Annotated in this window: 11 protein-coding genes; 7 read left to right on the top strand and 4 right to left on the bottom strand. The window is 52.0% G+C overall.

What is annotated here, in order from left to right:
* The first annotated feature begins 389 nt into the window (after nucleotides 1–389).
* The 4 genes from pdhR to lpdA all read left to right on the top strand — a co-directional run bounded on the left by pdhR (nucleotide 390) and on the right by lpdA (nucleotide 7,669).
* Complete coding sequence (gene pdhR, locus A7090_RS05090; protein WP_072971335.1) at nucleotides 390–1,154, top strand: pyruvate dehydrogenase complex transcriptional repressor PdhR; 765 nt, start codon at nucleotides 390–392, stop codon at nucleotides 1,152–1,154.
* Between the two features lie 160 nt (nucleotides 1,155–1,314).
* On the top strand, nucleotides 1,315–3,978 hold the full coding sequence (aceE, locus tag A7090_RS05080; protein ID WP_105273237.1) for a pyruvate dehydrogenase (acetyl-transferring), homodimeric type: 2,664 nt from the start codon (nucleotides 1,315–1,317) through the stop codon (nucleotides 3,976–3,978).
* Nucleotides 3,979–3,992: 14 nt separating this feature from the next.
* The gene (gene aceF / locus A7090_RS05075) at nucleotides 3,993–5,885 is read left to right on the top strand and encodes a pyruvate dehydrogenase complex dihydrolipoyllysine-residue acetyltransferase (RefSeq protein ID WP_105273236.1); all 1,893 of its coding nucleotides are present in this window, start codon (nucleotides 3,993–3,995) and stop codon (nucleotides 5,883–5,885) included.
* 359 nt (nucleotides 5,886–6,244) lie between these two features.
* On the top strand, nucleotides 6,245–7,669 hold the full coding sequence (gene lpdA, locus A7090_RS05070) for a dihydrolipoyl dehydrogenase (RefSeq protein ID WP_105273235.1): 1,425 nt from the start codon (nucleotides 6,245–6,247) through the stop codon (nucleotides 7,667–7,669).
* Between the two features lie 242 nt (nucleotides 7,670–7,911).
* On the opposite strand, the gene A7090_RS05065 is transcribed toward lpdA, so the two are convergent.
* Nucleotides 7,912–9,666, bottom strand: a complete 1,755-nt coding sequence (locus tag A7090_RS05065) for a DUF3300 domain-containing protein (protein WP_105273234.1) — start codon at nucleotides 9,664–9,666, stop codon at nucleotides 7,912–7,914.
* Nucleotides 9,667–10,019: 353 nt separating this feature from the next.
* Between A7090_RS05065 and acnB the strand changes: the two genes are divergently transcribed.
* Together acnB and yacL are read left to right on the top strand one after the other, a co-directional pair.
* Entirely contained in the window at nucleotides 10,020–12,617 is a 2,598-nt protein-coding gene (acnB, locus tag A7090_RS05055; protein ID WP_105273233.1) for a bifunctional aconitate hydratase 2/2-methylisocitrate dehydratase, read from the top strand.
* Between the two features lie 174 nt (nucleotides 12,618–12,791).
* Nucleotides 12,792–13,154: a protein YacL gene (yacL, locus tag A7090_RS05050; RefSeq protein WP_105273232.1), complete on the top strand. Its 363-nt coding sequence runs from the start codon at nucleotides 12,792–12,794 to the stop codon at nucleotides 13,152–13,154.
* A 37-nt stretch (nucleotides 13,155–13,191) separates the two neighbouring features.
* Here the strand turns inward: yacL and speD are convergent, their stop codons facing one another.
* From speD to A7090_RS05035, 3 genes are all read right to left on the bottom strand, one after another.
* Entirely contained in the window at nucleotides 13,192–13,986 is a 795-nt protein-coding gene (speD, locus tag A7090_RS05045) for an adenosylmethionine decarboxylase (protein ID WP_105273231.1), read from the bottom strand.
* 15 nt (nucleotides 13,987–14,001) lie between these two features.
* A complete protein-coding gene (gene speE / locus A7090_RS05040) occupies nucleotides 14,002–14,868 on the bottom strand; it encodes a polyamine aminopropyltransferase (RefSeq protein WP_105273230.1) in 867 nt (288 codons plus the stop codon).
* Nucleotides 14,869–14,973: 105 nt separating this feature from the next.
* A complete protein-coding gene (locus A7090_RS05035; protein ID WP_105273229.1) occupies nucleotides 14,974–15,321 on the bottom strand; it encodes a YacC family pilotin-like protein in 348 nt (115 codons plus the stop codon).
* A gap of 165 nt (nucleotides 15,322–15,486) precedes the next feature.
* Between A7090_RS05035 and cueO the strand changes: the two genes are divergently transcribed.
* Nucleotides 15,487–17,037: a multicopper oxidase CueO gene (gene cueO / locus A7090_RS05030; RefSeq protein WP_105273228.1), complete on the top strand. Its 1,551-nt coding sequence runs from the start codon at nucleotides 15,487–15,489 to the stop codon at nucleotides 17,035–17,037.
* The last annotated feature ends 742 nt before the right edge of the window (nucleotides 17,038–17,779 follow it).

Raw genomic sequence — 17,779 nt, 5'->3', positions numbered from 1 at the left:
TGAATGCACCCGCTTTATGCATGGTTGAAGATGAGTTGCTTAAAAAGAAACCGTTTGTAAAGTCTCGCCCCAATTATCCTTATCACAATGCGTGAATATAAATTCATCTTAATTGAATTAAAAATCACAAAATTGGTAAGTGAATCGGTTCAATTTGGATTTTTATAGTTTAATAATCGTTAAAAAATCTCTTTCATGCGTAAAGTCTACATTTGTGCATGGTTACAACTTTGAAACGTTATATATGTTAACTTGTTAAAATGTGCACAGTTTCATGATTTCAATCAAAAACTGTATGGACATGAGGTGAATACTTTGTTACTTTAGCGTCACAGATATGAAATTGGTAAGACCAATTGACTTCGGCAAGTGGCTTAAGACAGGAACTCATGGCCTACAGCAAAATCCGCCAACCAAAACTCTCCGATGTGATTGAGCAGCAACTGGAGTTTTTGATCCTCGAAGGCACTCTCCGCCCGGGCGAAAAACTCCCACCGGAACGCGAACTGGCAAAACAGTTCGATGTCTCCCGTCCCTCCTTGCGTGAGGCGATTCAACGTCTCGAAGCGAAGGGCTTGTTGCTTCGTCGCCAGGGGGGCGGCACGTTTGTTCAGAGCCGCCTTTGGCAGAGCTTCAGCGATCCGCTGGTGGAATTGCTCTCCGACCATCCTGAATCACAGTATGACTTGCTCGAAACACGACACGCCCTGGAAGGTATCGCCGCCTATTACGCCGCGCTGCGTAGTACCGATGAAGACAAGGAACGCATCCGTGAACTCCACCACGCCATAGAACTGGCGCAGCAGTCTGGCGATCTGGACGCGGAATCAAATGCCGTACTCCAGTATCAGATTGCCGTCACCGAAGCGGCCCACAATGTGGTTCTGCTTCATCTGCTAAGGTGTATGGAGCCGATGTTGGCCCAGAATGTCCGTCAGAACTTCGAATTGCTCTATTCGCGTCGCGAGATGCTGCCGCTGGTGAGTAGTCACCGCACCCGCATATTCGAAGCGATTATGGCCGGTAAGCCGGAAGAAGCACGCGAAGCATCGCATCGCCATCTGGCCTTTATCGAAGAAATTTTGCTTGACAGAAGCCGTGAAGAGAGTCGCCGTGAGCGTTCTCTGCGTCGTCTGGAGCAACGAAAGAATTAGTGATTTTTCTGGTAAAAATTATCCAGAAGATGTTGTAAATCAAGCGCATATAAAAGCGCGGCAACTAAACGTAGAACCTGTCTTATTGAGCTTTCCGGCGAGAGTTCAATGGGACAGGTTCCAGAAAACTCAACGTTATTAGATAGATAAGGAATAACCCATGTCAGAACGTTTCCCAAATGACGTGGATCCGATCGAAACTCGCGACTGGCTCCAGGCGATCGAATCGGTCATCCGTGAAGAAGGTGTTGAGCGTGCTCAGTATCTGATCGACCAACTGCTTGCTGAAGCCCGCAAAGGCGGTGTCAACGTAGCCGCAGGCACCGGTATCAGCAACTACATCAACACCATCCCCGTTGAAGAACAACCGGAGTATCCGGGTAATCTGGAACTGGAACGCCGTATTCGTTCAGCTATTCGCTGGAACGCTATCATGACGGTTCTGCGTGCGTCGAAAAAAGATCTGGAACTGGGCGGCCACATGGCATCCTTCCAGTCTTCCGCAACCATTTATGATGTGTGCTTTAACCACTTCTTCCGTGCACGCAACGAGCAGGATGGCGGCGACCTGGTTTACTTCCAGGGCCACATCTCCCCGGGCGTTTATGCACGTGCTTTCCTGGAAGGTCGTCTGACTCAGGAGCAGCTGGATAACTTCCGTCAGGAAGTTCACGGCAATGGCCTCTCTTCCTATCCGCACCCGAAACTGATGCCGGAATTCTGGCAGTTCCCGACCGTATCTATGGGTCTGGGTCCGATTGGTGCTATTTACCAGGCTAAATTCCTGAAATATCTGGAACACCGTGGCCTGAAAGATACCTCTAAACAGACCGTTTACGCGTTCCTCGGCGACGGTGAAATGGACGAACCAGAATCCAAAGGTGCGATCACCATCGCTACCCGTGAAAAACTGGATAACCTGGTCTTCGTTATCAACTGTAACCTGCAGCGTCTTGACGGCCCGGTCACCGGTAACGGCAAGATCATCAACGAACTGGAAGGCATCTTCGAAGGTGCTGGCTGGAACGTGATCAAAGTGATGTGGGGTAGCCGTTGGGATGAACTGCTGCGTAAAGATACCAGCGGTAAACTGATCCAGCTGATGAACGAAACCGTTGACGGCGACTACCAGACCTTCAAATCGAAAGATGGTGCGTACGTCCGTGAACATTTCTTCGGGAAATATCCGGAAACCGCAGCACTGGTTGCAGACTGGACTGACGAGCAGATCTGGGCTCTGAATCGTGGCGGTCACGATCCGAAGAAAATCTACGCTGCATTTAAGAAAGCGCAGGAAACCAAAGGCAAAGCGACAGTAATCCTTGCTCATACCATTAAAGGTTACGGCATGGGCGACGCGGCTGAAGGTAAAAACATCGCGCACCAGGTTAAGAAAATGAACATGGACGGCGTGCGCTATGTCCGCGATCGTTTCAATGTGCCGGTGTCTGATGCTGATATCGAAAAACTGCCGTACATCACCTTCCCGGAAGGTTCTGAAGAGCATACCTATCTGCACGCTCAGCGTCAGAAACTGCACGGTTATCTGCCAAGCCGCCAGCCGAATTTCACCGAGAAGCTGGAGCTGCCGAGCCTGCAAGACTTCGGTGCGCTGCTGGAAGAGCAGAGCAAAGAGATCTCTACCACTATCGCTTTCGTTCGTGCCCTGAACGTGATGCTGAAGAACAAGTCGATCAAAGATCGTCTGGTGCCGATCATCGCCGACGAAGCGCGTACTTTCGGTATGGAAGGCCTGTTCCGTCAGATTGGTATTTACAGCCCGAACGGTCAGCAGTACACCCCGCAGGACCGCGAGCAGGTTGCTTACTATAAAGAAGACGAGAAAGGTCAGATCCTGCAGGAAGGGATCAACGAGCTGGGCGCAGGTTGTTCCTGGCTGGCAGCGGCGACCTCTTACAGCACCAACAATCTGCCGATGATTCCGTTCTACATCTATTACTCGATGTTCGGCTTCCAGCGTATCGGCGATCTGTGCTGGGCAGCAGGCGATCAGCAAGCGCGTGGCTTCCTGATCGGCGGTACTTCCGGTCGTACCACCCTGAACGGCGAAGGTCTGCAGCACGAAGATGGTCACAGCCACATTCAGTCGCTGACTATCCCGAACTGTATCTCTTACGACCCGGCTTACGCTTACGAAGTTGCTGTCATCATGCACGACGGTCTGGAGCGTATGTACGGTGAAAAACAAGAGAACGTTTACTACTACATCACTACGTTGAACGAAAACTACCACATGCCGGCAATGCCGGAAGGTGCTGAGGAAGGTATCCGTAAAGGTATCTACAAACTCGAAACCATTGAAGGTAGCAAAGGTAAAGTTCAGCTCTTAGGCTCCGGTTCTATCCTGCGTCACGTCCGTGAAGCGGCAGAGATCCTGGCAAAAGACTACGGCGTAGGTTCTGACGTATATAGCGTGACCTCCTTCACCGAACTGGCGCGTGATGGTCAGGATTGTGAACGCTGGAACATGCTGCACCCGCTGGAAACTCCGCGCGTTCCGTATATCGCGCAGGTGATGAACGACGCTCCAGCAGTGGCATCTACCGACTATATGAAACTGTTCGCTGAGCAGGTCCGTACTTACGTACCAGCTGACGACTACCGCGTACTGGGTACTGATGGCTTCGGTCGTTCCGACAGCCGTGAGAACCTGCGTCACCACTTCGAAGTTGATGCTTCTTATGTTGTGGTTGCGGCGCTGGGCGAACTGGCTAAACGTGGCGAAATCGATAAGAAAGTGGTTGCTGACGCAATCGCCAAATTCAACATCGATGCAGAAAAAGTTAACCCGCGTCTGGCGTAAGAGGTAAAAGAATAATGGCTATCGAAATCAAAGTACCGGACATCGGGGCTGATGAAGTTGAAATCACCGAGATCCTGGTCAAAGTGGGCGACAAAGTTGAAGCCGAACAGTCGCTGATCACCGTAGAAGGCGACAAAGCCTCTATGGAAGTTCCGTCTCCGCAGGCGGGTATCGTTAAAGAGATCAAAGTCTCTGTTGGCGATAAAACCCAGACCGGCGCACTGATTATGATTTTCGATTCCGCCGACGGTGCAGCTGACGCTGCACCTGCTCAGGCAGAAGAGAAGAAAGAAGCGGCTCCGGCAGCAGCACCAGCGGCTGCGGCGGCAAAAGACGTTAACGTTCCGGATATCGGCAGCGACGAAGTCGAAGTGACCGAAATCCTGGTGAAAGTGGGTGACAAAGTTGAAGCTGAACAGTCGCTGATCACCGTAGAAGGCGACAAGGCTTCTATGGAAGTTCCTGCACCGTTTGCAGGCACCGTGAAAGAGATCAAAGTGAACGTGGGTGACAAAGTGTCTACCGGCTCGTTGATTATGGTCTTCGAAGTCGCGGGTGAAGCAGGCGCGGCAGCTCCGGCGGCGAAACAGGAAGCGGCTCCGACAGCAGCTCCTGCACCAGCGGGTGGCGTGAAAGAAGTTAACGTTCCGGATATCGGCGGTGACGAAGTTGAAGTGACTGAAGTGATGGTGAAAGTGGGCGATAAAGTTGCCGCTGAACAGTCACTGATCACCGTAGAAGGCGACAAAGCTTCTATGGAAGTTCCGGCTCCGTTTGCTGGTGTCGTGAAGGAACTGAAAGTCAACGTTGGCGATAAAGTGAAAACTGGCTCGCTGATTATGATCTTCGAAGTTGAAGGCGCAGCGCCTGCGACGGCTCCGGCGAAACAGGAAGCGGCAGCGTCGGCTCCGGCAGCAAAAGCTGAAGCCCCGGCAGCAGCACCAGCTGCGAAAGCAGAAGGCAAATCTGAATTCGCTGAAAATGACGCTTACGTTCACGCGACTCCGCTGATCCGCCGTCTGGCACGCGAGTTTGGCGTTAACCTGGCGAAAGTTAAGGGCACGGGCCGTAAAGGTCGTATCCTGCGCGAAGACGTTCAGGCTTACGTGAAAGAAGCTATCAAACGTGCAGAAGCGGCTCCGGCGGCGACTGGCGGCGGTATCCCTGGCATGTTGCCGTGGCCGAAGGTGGACTTCAGCAAGTTTGGTGAAATCGAAGAAGTGGAACTGGGCCGTATCCAGAAAATCTCTGGTGCTAACCTGAGCCGTAACTGGGTGATGATCCCGCATGTTACTCACTTCGACAAAACCGATATCACCGAGCTGGAAGCGTTCCGTAAACAGCAGAACGAAGAAGCAGCGAAACGTAAGCTGGATGTGAAGATCACCCCGGTTGTCTTCATCATGAAAGCCGTTGCTGCGGCACTTGAGCAGATGCCTCGCTTCAACAGTTCGCTATCGGAAGACGGTCAGCGTCTGACCCTGAAGAAATACATCAACATCGGAGTGGCGGTGGATACCCCGAACGGTCTGGTTGTTCCGGTATTCAAAGACGTCAACAAGAAAGGCATCATCGAGCTGTCTCGTGAGCTGATGACGATTTCTAAGAAAGCGCGTGACGGTAAGCTGACAGCGGGCGAAATGCAGGGCGGTTGCTTCACCATCTCCAGCATCGGCGGCCTGGGGACTACCCACTTCGCGCCGATTGTGAACGCGCCGGAAGTGGCTATCCTCGGTGTTTCCAAGTCCGCGATGGAGCCGGTGTGGAATGGTAAAGAGTTCGTGCCGCGTCTGATGCTGCCGATTTCTCTCTCCTTCGACCACCGCGTGATCGACGGTGCTGATGGTGCGCGCTTCATTACCATCATCAACAACATGTTGAGCGATATTCGCCGTCTGGTGATGTAATGAAAAAGCTGGCCTGACGGTCGGTTCAGATTGTTGACAATGTGCGCGTTGTTCATGCCGGATGCGGCGTGAACGCTTTATCCGGCCTACAGAAACATGTAATTTCAATAGATTGCAGAGATTACGTAGGCCTGATAAGCGTAGCGCATCAGGCAATTTTGCGTTTGTCATCATTCTCGTTTTTTCTGGTAATCTCATGAATGTATTGAGGATATCAGCGAATAGACAAATCGGTTGCCGTTTGTTGTTTAAAAATTGTTAACAATTTTGTAAAATACCGACGGATAGAACGACCCGGTGGACGATGGGCGTCATAAGAAAAACGTCAGACCGCCGGAGATAAATATATAGAGGTCATGATGAGTACTGAAATCAAAACTCAGGTCGTGGTACTTGGGGCAGGCCCCGCAGGTTACTCTGCTGCCTTCCGTTGCGCTGATTTAGGTCTGGAAACTGTAATCGTAGAACGCTACAACACCCTCGGTGGTGTTTGCCTGAACGTCGGCTGTATCCCTTCTAAAGCACTGTTGCACGTAGCAAAAGTTATCGAAGAAGCCAAAGCGCTGGCTGAACACGGTATCGTCTTCGGCGAACCGAAAACCGATATCGACAAGATTCGTACCTGGAAAGAAAAAGTGATCAATCAGCTGACCGCGGGTCTGGCTGGTATGGCGAAAGGCCGCAAAGTAAAAGTGGTCAATGGTCTGGGTAAATTCACTGGGGCTAACACCCTGGAAGTTGAAGGTGAGAACGGCAAAACCGTGATCAACTTCGACAACGCGATCATTGCAGCGGGTTCTCGCCCGATCCAACTGCCGTTTATTCCGCATGAAGATCCGCGTATCTGGGACTCTACTGACGCGCTGGAACTGAAAGAAGTACCAGAACGTCTGCTGGTTATGGGGGGCGGTATCATCGGTCTGGAAATGGGGACCGTATACCACGCGCTGGGTTCACAGATTGACGTGGTTGAAATGTTCGACCAGGTTATCCCGGCTGCTGACAAAGACATCGTTAAAGTCTTCACCAAGCGTATCAGCAAGAAATTCAACCTGATGCTGGAAACCAAAGTTACCGCCGTTGAAGCGAAAGAAGACGGTATCTACGTGACGATGGAAGGCAAAAAAGCCCCGGCTGAACCGCAGCGTTACGACGCCGTGCTGGTAGCGATTGGTCGTGTGCCGAACGGTAAAAACCTCGACGCAGGCAAAGCGGGCGTGGAAGTGGACGACCGTGGTTTCATCCGTGTTGATAAACAGCTGCGTACCAACGTACCGCACATCTTTGCTATCGGTGATATCGTCGGTCAGCCGATGCTGGCACACAAAGGTGTTCACGAAGGTCACGTTGCCGCTGAAGTTATTGCCGGTAAGAAACACTACTTCGATCCGAAAGTTATTCCGTCTATCGCCTATACCGAACCAGAAGTTGCATGGGTGGGGCTGACAGAGAAAGAAGCGAAAGAGAAAGGCATCAGCTACGAAACCGCTACCTTCCCGTGGGCTGCTTCTGGTCGTGCTATCGCTTCCGACTGCGCAGACGGTATGACCAAGCTGATTTTCGACAAAGAATCTCACCGTGTGATCGGTGGTGCGATTGTCGGTACTAACGGCGGCGAGCTGCTGGGTGAAATCGGCCTGGCGATCGAAATGGGCTGTGACGCTGAAGACATCGCGCTGACCATCCACGCGCACCCGACTCTGCACGAGTCTGTGGGCCTGGCAGCAGAAGTGTTCGAAGGTAGCATTACCGACCTGCCGAACCCGAAAGCGAAGAAGAAGTAATTCTTCGCTTGCCGGAACATTCGGTAAATTAAGAAGCGGCTGTCCTGGCCGCTTCAGATTGTTGATAAAGTGCTCGTTGTTAATGTCGGATGCGGCATAAATGCCTTATCCGACCTACAAAATCATGCAAATTCAATATATTGTAGATGCCATGTAGGCCCGATAAGCTTGCGCATCGGGCAATTCGATGTTTGTCACCAGTCTTAAGCGGCTAACAATGCCGCTTTTTTTACGCCTGCATTTTACCTTTCCAGTCTTCTTGCTCCACGCTCAGACAACCGTTCGCGTACCGCAGATCGTTGTTCGTTATTTAATCGGGTCGTGTGGTTACTGTCATTTAGACGCTGCGGGCGGCTCTCCTGAACTTTCTCTCGAAAAACCTGACGTTGTTCAGGTGATGCCGATTGAACACGCTGGCGGGCGTTATCACGTTGCTGTTGGTTCAGTGGGCGCTGCTGTACTTTTTCCTTAAATACCTGGCGCTGCTCTGGTGATGCGGACTGAATACGCTCACGCGCTGCCTCTCTTCGCTGCGGGGTCTGTGGGTTAGTCTGCATTTTCTCGCGGACTGCCTGGCGCTGCTCAGGAGAGGCCGACTGATAACGCTGACGAGCGGCGTCCTTTTGTTGCTGGGTCAGTGGTTGGTGACGGCTGAACTCGCGGAAGTCGTCATAGCTCCCATCGTGTTCAGCTTCATTAAACCGCTGTGCCGCTGCCTGACGTTGGGTATCTCGTGTAATGACTGGTGCGGCGTGTGTTCGTTGCTGAAACTGACTTGCTGCCGCCTGACGCTGGCTGTCACGTGTTGGAGCAGGGAGCTGTGTGGCGCTCATGCCGCCGTTGACATCGGTTTGATGAAATCGCTTTGCCATATCCCGATCATGATAAGGTACGCCATCACGGTAATTTGGGTTGTGCCGCCATGCCATATTCTTGTCAGTGAGATGCTCACCGGTGATGCGATTGAAATTGTTGACGTCGATATTGATGTTGTCACCGTTGTGTTGCCAGCCATTACCGTTACGATGATCGCCATCGTGATGGTAATCATCATTGTCATGATGATGATGGTCATGATCGTCGTCATCCCAGTCGATGCTGCTGAATAACGCGTATGTAGTGGCGACGCCCATACTGTAGCCGAATCCACGCACAAAGCTGTCAACAAAGGGTTCCCCCGCAGGCGGTGGAAGATAAACCGGGGGATAAGCGGTATTGGCCCAGTTCCCATAAACCACGGTTGGGTTATAGTTCGGAATATAAACCACATCCGGATTGGTTGGTTCGATGGTTATTACGGTCGGCGCAGGTTCTGCAATGACGGTGCTGGTTGTTGAAACGGTATCAGATAACGTAACGGGGGCTTTAACGGACTGTTTTACCGGTACAACTTTCTTCGTTGTCGTAATGACTTTCTGTTCGGTTGATGACTTCAGCGAGCCGGTTTGTTGCGCCAGTTGACGCAAACGCTGTACCGAGTCCATTACATCCTGCGGCTGCGCCAGAAACGCATCACCCAGGTTTTGCACCCATTGCGGGTTTTCGCCCATCAACGCCATCAACTGTGGGAAGGCCACCAGTGATTTGACGCTGGCATCCCACGGCTGGCCAGAAACTGCCTGAATAGCCGCATCGCCTTGCTTGAGGGGGTTATCGTGCGACCATTGCACTGCGTGCGCAACGTTTGCCGGATAGGTCGAGGCCATCAGTACTTGTGAAAGCAGGGCATCGGGGTACAGCGCGACAGGCGCAACCCATTGATCTATTTGAGCAGTGCTGAATGCGGATTTGACGACGGCGGGCGTTACAGGCGGCGCGGAGACTGTTGCAGGAAGCGTAACCGTAGCAGCGTCAGACACAGCCAGTTCTGCCGATTGCGGTTCCACAGGCGCTTCCACTGTGCGGCTTTTTATATATAGTCCGGCAGAGGCGGCACAAAGCCCGGCACTGCAAATTAGCGCCAGCACATGGGGTTTAAACGGCAAAGTCATTTTCATAATTCGGATCTCAAGGAAATCGCAATGGTCGGCGAACTGCCACCCGCAGGTGCTGTGAATCCGAGTATAAAGAGACGGTAGTTTAAATTTTGACTAATCTTGGGATTTGTTGATAAAGGTGATTATCACCATGCGAATTAACGAGGTTTTTACGGAGGGAAACCATCTCTAGACCATCCTTAACGATTCAGCCACTTTTTATGTTGCTTTTTTGTAAACAGATTAACATATCGTCAAAATCCTGCTATTCTGCCCGTTGCGGTACTGGGCATTTACCCTACAAACTGCTGTCTCACAGGAGCGTGAAGAGAATCGCCTGCCGCACTATGACAATGAGAGCGAGGAGAACCGTCGTGCTAGAAGAATACCGTAAGCACGTAGCTGAGCGTGCCGCTGAGGGGATTGCGCCCAAACCCCTGGATGCAAACCAAATGGCCGCACTTGTAGAGCTGCTGAAAAACCCGCCCGCGGGCGAAGAAGAATCCCTGTTAGATCTGTTAACCAACCGTGTACCCCCTGGCGTCGATGAAGCCGCCTATGTCAAAGCAGGCTTCCTGGCTGCTGTTGCGAAAGGTGAAGCCAAATCCCCACTGCTGACTCCGGAAAAAGCCATCGAACTGCTGGGCACCATGCAGGGTGGTTACAACATTCATCCTCTGATCGACGCGCTGGACGATGCCAAACTGGCACCGATTGCTGCCAAAGCACTGTCCCACACGCTGCTGATGTTTGATAATTTCTATGACGTAGAAGAGAAAGCCAAAGCAGGCAACAAATACGCGAAGCAGGTAATGCAGTCCTGGGCAGATGCCGAATGGTTCCTGAATCGTCCGGCACTGGCTGAAAAACTGACCGTTACCGTCTTCAAAGTGACCGGTGAAACTAACACCGATGACCTCTCTCCGGCACCGGATGCGTGGTCACGCCCGGATATCCCGCTACACGCGCTGGCGATGCTGAAAAATGCCCGTGAAGGTATTGAGCCAGACCAGCCAGGTGTTGTTGGTCCGATCAAGCAAATCGAAGCTCTGCAACAGAAAGGTTTCCCGCTGGCCTACGTCGGTGACGTTGTGGGTACGGGGTCATCGCGTAAATCCGCGACCAACTCCGTACTGTGGTTTATGGGCGATGACATTCCGCATGTGCCGAACAAGCGCGGCGGCGGCCTGTGTCTCGGCGGGAAAATTGCACCAATCTTCTTTAACACGATGGAAGACGCGGGTGCACTGCCAATCGAAGTCGACGTCTCTAACCTGAACATGGGAGACGTGATTGACGTTTACCCGTACAAAGGTGAAGTGCGTAACCACGAAACCGGCGAACTGCTGGCAACCTTCGAACTGAAAACCGACGTGCTGATTGATGAAGTACGTGCCGGTGGTCGTATTCCGCTGATTATCGGGCGTGGCCTGACCACCAAAGCGCGTGAAGCACTTGGTCTGCCGCACAGTGATGTGTTCCGTCAGGCGAAAGATGTGGCTGAAAGCAACCGTGGCTTCTCGCTGGCGCAGAAAATGGTGGGCCGTGCCTGCGGCGTGAAAGGCATTCGTCCGGGCGCCTACTGCGAACCGAAAATGACTTCTGTAGGTTCCCAGGACACCACCGGCCCAATGACTCGTGATGAACTGAAAGACCTGGCGTGCCTGGGCTTCTCGGCTGACCTGGTGATGCAGTCTTTCTGCCACACCGCGGCGTATCCGAAGCCGGTTGACGTTAATACTCACCATACGCTGCCGGACTTCATTATGAACCGTGGCGGTGTGTCGCTGCGTCCGGGGGACGGCGTAATCCACTCCTGGCTGAACCGTATGCTGCTGCCGGATACCGTCGGTACTGGCGGTGACTCCCATACCCGTTTCCCGATCGGTATCTCTTTCCCTGCTGGCTCTGGTCTGGTGGCATTTGCTGCCGCAACTGGCGTAATGCCGCTGGATATGCCGGAATCTGTTCTGGTACGTTTCAAAGGTAAAATGCAGCCGGGCATCACCCTGCGCGATCTGGTACACGCGATCCCGCTGTATGCGATCAAACAAGGTCTGCTGACCGTTGAGAAGAAAGGCAAGAAAAACATCTTCTCTGGTCGCATCCTGGAAATTGAAGGTCTGCCGGATCTGAAAGTGGAGCAAGCCTTTGAGCTGACCGATGCGTCCGCTGAGCGTTCTGCCGCTGGTTGTACCATCAAGCTGAACAAAGAGCCGATCATCGAATACCTGAACTCTAACATCGTTCTGCTGAAGTGGATGATCGCGGAAGGTTACGGCGATCGTCGTACCCTGGAACGCCGTATTCAGGGCATGGAAAAATGGCTGGCGAATCCAGAGCTGCTGGAAGCCGATGCAGATGCAGAATACGCGGCAGTGATCGACATCGATCTGGCTGATATTAAAGAGCCAATCCTCTGTGCACCGAACGATCCGGACGACGCGCGTCCGCTGTCTGCGGTACAGGGCGAGAAGATCGACGAAGTGTTTATCGGTTCTTGCATGACTAACATCGGTCACTTCCGTGCCGCGGGTAAACTGTTGGATGCGCATAAAGGCCAATTGCCGACCCGCCTGTGGGTGGCACCGCCAACCCGTATGGACGCCGCACAGCTGACAGAAGAAGGCTATTACAGCGTCTTCGGTAAGAGTGGTGCGCGTATCGAGATCCCTGGCTGTTCCCTGTGCATGGGTAACCAGGCGCGTGTGGCAGATGGTGCGACGGTGGTTTCCACCTCAACCCGTAACTTCCCGAACCGTCTGGGTACGGGGGCGAACGTCTTCCTGGCTTCTGCGGAACTGGCTGCTGTTGCGGCGCTGATTGGCAAACTGCCGACGCCGGAAGAGTACCAGACCTACGTGGCGCAGGTTGATAAAACAGCCGTTGATACTTACCGTTATCTGAACTTCAACCAGCTTTCTCAGTACACCGAAAAAGCCGATGGGGTGATTTTTCAGACTGCGGTTTAATAAGTAAGCGCACGCGCTGCGCATAAACGACACAATGCCCGGTGAATGAGATTCCCGGGCATTTTTTATTTCTAAACCATCGCCGTTCCGCTGTTTTTCTCCGGTAAGGCTGCGATAATTACATCAATGGCGCAATGCGATTTCGGCGCATTGCCGGGAGCAGAGGAACACACTATGGATTACGAATTTCTGCGCGATATTACCGGAGTGGTAAAGGTGCGTATGTCCATGGGGCATGAAGTGGTCGGGCACTGGTTTAATGAAGAAGTGAAAGAAAACCTGGCCTTGCTTGACGAAGTGGAAGACGCCGCGCGCATGCTTAAAGGCAGCGAACGTTCATGGCAGCGAGCCGGACATGAATACACGCTATGGATGGACGGTGAAGAGGTGATGGTTCGCGCCAATCAACTGGAATTCGCTGGCGATGAAATGGAAGAGGGGATGAACTACTACGACGAAGAAAGCCTGTCGCTGTGTGGCGTTGAGGATTTTCTTCAGGTGGTGGCGGCGTACCGTAATTTCGTTCAGCAGAGGTAAATAAATCAGACGGAGCCTCTGTGCTCCGCCTGAGTCGTTAAACAGTTGGAATATTGCGCCCGTAATAAATCTCGCGCATTTCTTTCCACAGCGCAGCGGTAATTTCCTGGCGCTCGCTGTCGGTTAAATCTTCCGGTTTGGTGTGGAACATGTAGTGCTTAAGGTTGAACTCTTTAAGCAACATCTTGGTATGGAAGATATTTTCCTGATAGACGTTTACATCCACCATGTCATACAGCGCCTTCATATCCTCGGACATAAAGTTCTGAATCGAATTAATCTCATGGTCGATAAAGTGCTTCATACCGTTAATGTCGCGGGTAAAGCCGCGCACGCGATAATCAATGGTCACGATATCGGATTCAAGCTGGTGGATCAGGTAATTCAGTGCCTTCAGCGGAGAAATCACGCCGCAGGTAGAGACTTCAATATCGGCGCGGAAGGTACATAAACCGCCTTCAGGATGGCTTTCCGGGTAGGTATGTACACAAATATGACTTTTATCGAGATGGGCAACCACCGTTTCGGGCAGTGGGCCGGGGTGTTCTGTTTTGTCGATAAGCTTCGGGTCGACCGGTTCTTCGCTCACCAGAATAGTGACGCTGGCACCTTGTGGTTCGTAATCCTGGCGGGCGATGTTAAGAATATTGGCCCCGATAATGGAACAAGTTTCTGTCAGGATTTCGGTCAGGCGGTTGGCATTATAGAGTTCATCGATATACGCAATATAACCATCGCGCTCTTCGGCAGTTTTGGCGTAGCAGATATCGTAAATACAAAAACTCAGACTTTTGGTCAGATTATTAAAGCCATGTAGTTTCAGTTTTTTCAATTTCTTATCTTCTCCTTAGGACGGCTGGGAAGCCAGTGCGTTTTGTAGATACTGCGGTAAGGCAAAAGCTGCCGTATGGATTGCCGGATTGTAATAACGACATTGCAGGCCAGAGGCGAGAAAACGCGCCTGAATAATTTCGGTAGAGAGATGGCGTAAGGCGTCGTTATCTGTCGCCCATGCAAAGGTCATGATGCCGCCGTAATAAGTCGGGATCGCCGCCTGATAAAAGCCAACGTCGCTGAAGTAATGGCTGAGTTTGCGATGGCTGTCGATGGCTTCTTCCTGCTGTAAAAAGCAGACACCGTTCTGCGCGACGAAAATACCGCCAGGATTCAGGCAACGTTTGCAACCTTCATAGAATGCAGATGTGAACAAACTTTCGCCAGGTCCGATGGGGTCGGTGCAGTCGGAGATGATCACGTCGAAGGTCTGGCTGGTTTGATTAACGAAATTGACGCCATCGTCGATCACCAGTTTAAAGCGCGGATCGTCGTAGCTACCGGCGTTATGGTTGGGCAGATATTGACGGCAGAACGACACGACACCCGCATCAATTTCCACCATCGTGATTGACTCAACGTTTTTATGTCGGGTCACCTCACGCAGCATGGCACCGTCGCCGCCGCCGATAATCAGCACATGTTTCGCGTGGCCGTGGGCCAGTAGCGGAACATGGGTCATCATCTCATGGTAGATAAACTCGTCGCGCTCGGTGGTTTGTACTACGCCATCCAGCGCCATTACGCGACCAAATGCGGCGTTCTCAAAAATGATCAGATCCTGGTGATCGGTCTTTTCATGATACAGAACGTTATCTACCGCAAAGTACTGCCCAAACTGGTCGTGTAGCGTTTCATGCCACTGCTTTTTTTCGGCCATGGGTTGATACCTCCTTTGTTAACACCCGTAAAAAAAGGGCGCAACATAATAGCTAATATTGACCGTGAATGCACGGTCAATATTTCTACAAAAAGGTAACAGGGATTATTTGACGTAGGCAAGCAGGCTTAAGGAATCGCGGGCCAGGGCTTTGCACTTTTTTGCGACGGGAATGCCAATGCCGCTAAGATCGCGGTAGCTGTCTTCACCGAGGGCTTTCATGTCGAAGGTGTCGTAATTGCTGAGATCCCACTGGTTTTGCTGGGCGAAAAAGACCAGTGCGCGACGAATTTGCCCGTTAGGTAAGTTCTGGTAACCACAATCGTTCTTCAGAAAGACAAAAACTGCCGTTAAATCGGCCATATCTTCGGCTTCAGACTCGCTGAGCGCGTAACTGTTTGCGCAGATGGCCATCAAGCTGCTGAATAACACTGTTCTGAAAAACGTCTTCATTGCTTCTACCAGGGGCTTAAAGAAGATAAACGTTAGCACACTGCGAGCGAGGCGACGACCATTATTGTTGATTAAATTGTGTCTGCGGCTTGACCTTCCTGTAAGGAGAAGGTCTATGCTCAACGTTTGATTTTGTTTCGCCTGCTTAAGAATAAGGAAATAACTATGCAACGTCGTGATTTCTTAAAATATTCCGTCGCGCTGGGCGTGGCTTCGGCCCTGCCGCTCTGGAGCCGCGCAGTATTTGCGGCAGAGAGTCCAACGTTACCGATCCCTGATTTGCTCACGACCGATGCCCGTAATCGTATTCAGTTAACTATTGGCGCAGGTCAGTCCACCTTTGGCGGGAACACCGCAACTACCTGGGGCTATAACGGCAATCTGCTGGGGCCGGCGGTCAAATTACAGCGCGGCAAAGCGGTAACGGTTGATATCTATAACCAACTGACGGAAGAGACGACGTTGCACTGGCACGGGCTGGAAGTCGCGGGTGAAGTTGACGGCGGCCCGCAGGGAATTATTCCACCAGGCGGCAAACGCACGGTGACGCTGAACGTTGAGCAACCTGCCGCTACCTGCTGGTTTCATCCACATCAACATGGCAAAACCGGGCGTCAGGTGGCGATGGGGCTGGCTGGACTGGTGGTGATTGAAGATGACGAGATCCTGAAATTAATGCTGCCAAAACAGTGGGGTATCGATGATGTCCCGGTGATTGTTCAGGATAAAAAATTTAACGCCGATGGACAGATTGATTATCAACTGGATGTGATGACCGCTGCCGTGGGCTGGTTTGGCGATACGTTGTTGACCAATGGTGTAATCTACCCGCAACACGCTGCCCCGCGTGGTTGGCTGCGCCTGCGTTTGCTTAATGGCTGTAACGCCCGCTCGCTCAATTTCGCCACCAGCGACAATCGCCCGCTGTATGTGATTGCCAGTGATGGTGGACTGCTGCCTGAACCGGTGAAGGTGAGCGAGCTTCCGGTGCTGATGGGCGAGCGTTTTGAAGTGCTGGTGGAGGTTAACGACAACAAACCATTTGATCTGGTGACGCTGCCGGTCAGCCAGATGGGGATGGCGATTGCACCGTTTGACAAGCCGCATCCAGTAATGCGGATTCAGCCGATTGCTATTAGTGCTTCAGGTTCCTTACCCGACGCGTTAAGTAGCCTGCCAGCCTTACCTTCGCTGGACGGATTAACGGTACGTAAGCTGCAACTCTCTATGGACCCGATGCTCGATATGATGGGAATGCAGATGCTGATAGAGAAATATGGCGATCAGGCGATGGCCGGGATGGATCACAGCCAGATGATGGGGCATATGGGGCACGGCAATATGAAGCATATGAACCACGGCGGGAAGTTCGATTTCCACCATGCTAATAAAATCAACGGTCAGGCATTTGATATGAATAAGCCGATGTTTGCGGCGGCGAAAGGGCAATATGAGCGTTGGGTTATTTCTGGCGTGGGTGACATGATGCTGCATCCGTTCCATATCCACGGTACGCAGTTCCGTATCTTGTCAGAAAATGGCAAACCGCCAGCGACGCATCGCGCAGGCTGGAAAGATACCGTTAAGGTAGAAGGTAATGTCAGCGAAGTACTGGTGAAGTTTAATCACGACGCGCCGAAAGAACATGCTTATATGGCGCACTGCCATCTGCTGGAGCATGAAGATACGGGGATGATGTTAGGGTTTACGGTGTAAAAATACGTATTCGGAAATATGCCCGGATCTCTGCGGGCATTAAACGGATGACAAACGCAAAACTGCCTGATGCGCTACGCTTATCAGGCCTACGCGGTATCTGCAATATATTGAATTTACATGACGATGTAGGCCGGATAAGGCGTTCACGCCGCATCCGGCATGAACACAGCCTGATGTGCTACGCTTATCAGGCCTACGCGCCATATGCAATGTATTGAATTTGCACGATTTCGTTGGCCGGATAAGGCGTTCACGCCGCATCCGGCATGAACACAGCCTGATGCGCTACGCTTATCAGGCCTACGCACCATATGCAATGTATTGAATTTGCACGATTTCGTAGGCCGGATAAGGCGTTCACGCCGCATCCGGCATGAACACAGCCTGATGCGCTACGCTTATCAGGCCTACGCGCCATATGCAATGTATTGAATTTGCACGATTTCGTAGGCCGGATAAGGCGTTCACGCCGCATCCGGCATGAACACAGCCTGATGCGCTACGCTTATCAGGCCTACGCGCCATATGCAATGTATTGAATTTGCACGATTTCGTAGGCCGGATAAGACGTTCACGCCGCATTCGGCATGAACACAGCCTGATGCGCTACGCTTATCAGGCCTACGCGCCATATGCAATATATTGAATTTGCACGATTTCGTAGGACGGATAAGGCGTTCACGCCGCATCCGGCATGAACACAGCCTGATGCGCTACGCTTATCAGGCCTACGCGCCAT

Origin of the sequence: Escherichia sp. MOD1-EC7003 (assembly GCF_002965065.1) — a bacterium.
Lineage (GTDB): Bacteria > Pseudomonadota > Gammaproteobacteria > Enterobacterales > Enterobacteriaceae > Escherichia.
This window is presented reverse-complemented; position numbering and strand designations above follow the sequence as displayed.

What these genes read in the sequence shown, in the direction of transcription:
- speE (WP_105273230.1), bottom strand. Translation starts at nt 14,868, where the DNA reads ATGGCCGAAAAAAAGCAGTGGCATGAAACGCTACACGACCAGTTTGGG.
- A7090_RS05065 (WP_105273234.1), bottom strand. Translation starts at nt 9,666, where the DNA reads ATGAAAATGACTTTGCCGTTTAAACCCCATGTGCTGGCGCTAATTTGC.
- aceF (WP_105273236.1), top strand. Translation starts at nt 3,993, where the DNA reads ATGGCTATCGAAATCAAAGTACCGGACATCGGGGCTGATGAAGTTGAA.
- A7090_RS05035 (WP_105273229.1), bottom strand. Translation starts at nt 15,321, where the DNA reads ATGAAGACGTTTTTCAGAACAGTGTTATTCAGCAGCTTGATGGCCATC.
- pdhR (WP_072971335.1), top strand. Translation starts at nt 390, where the DNA reads ATGGCCTACAGCAAAATCCGCCAACCAAAACTCTCCGATGTGATTGAG.
- cueO (WP_105273228.1), top strand. Translation starts at nt 15,487, where the DNA reads ATGCAACGTCGTGATTTCTTAAAATATTCCGTCGCGCTGGGCGTGGCT.
- yacL (WP_105273232.1), top strand. Translation starts at nt 12,792, where the DNA reads ATGGATTACGAATTTCTGCGCGATATTACCGGAGTGGTAAAGGTGCGT.
- aceE (WP_105273237.1), top strand. Translation starts at nt 1,315, where the DNA reads ATGTCAGAACGTTTCCCAAATGACGTGGATCCGATCGAAACTCGCGAC.
- lpdA (WP_105273235.1), top strand. Translation starts at nt 6,245, where the DNA reads ATGAGTACTGAAATCAAAACTCAGGTCGTGGTACTTGGGGCAGGCCCC.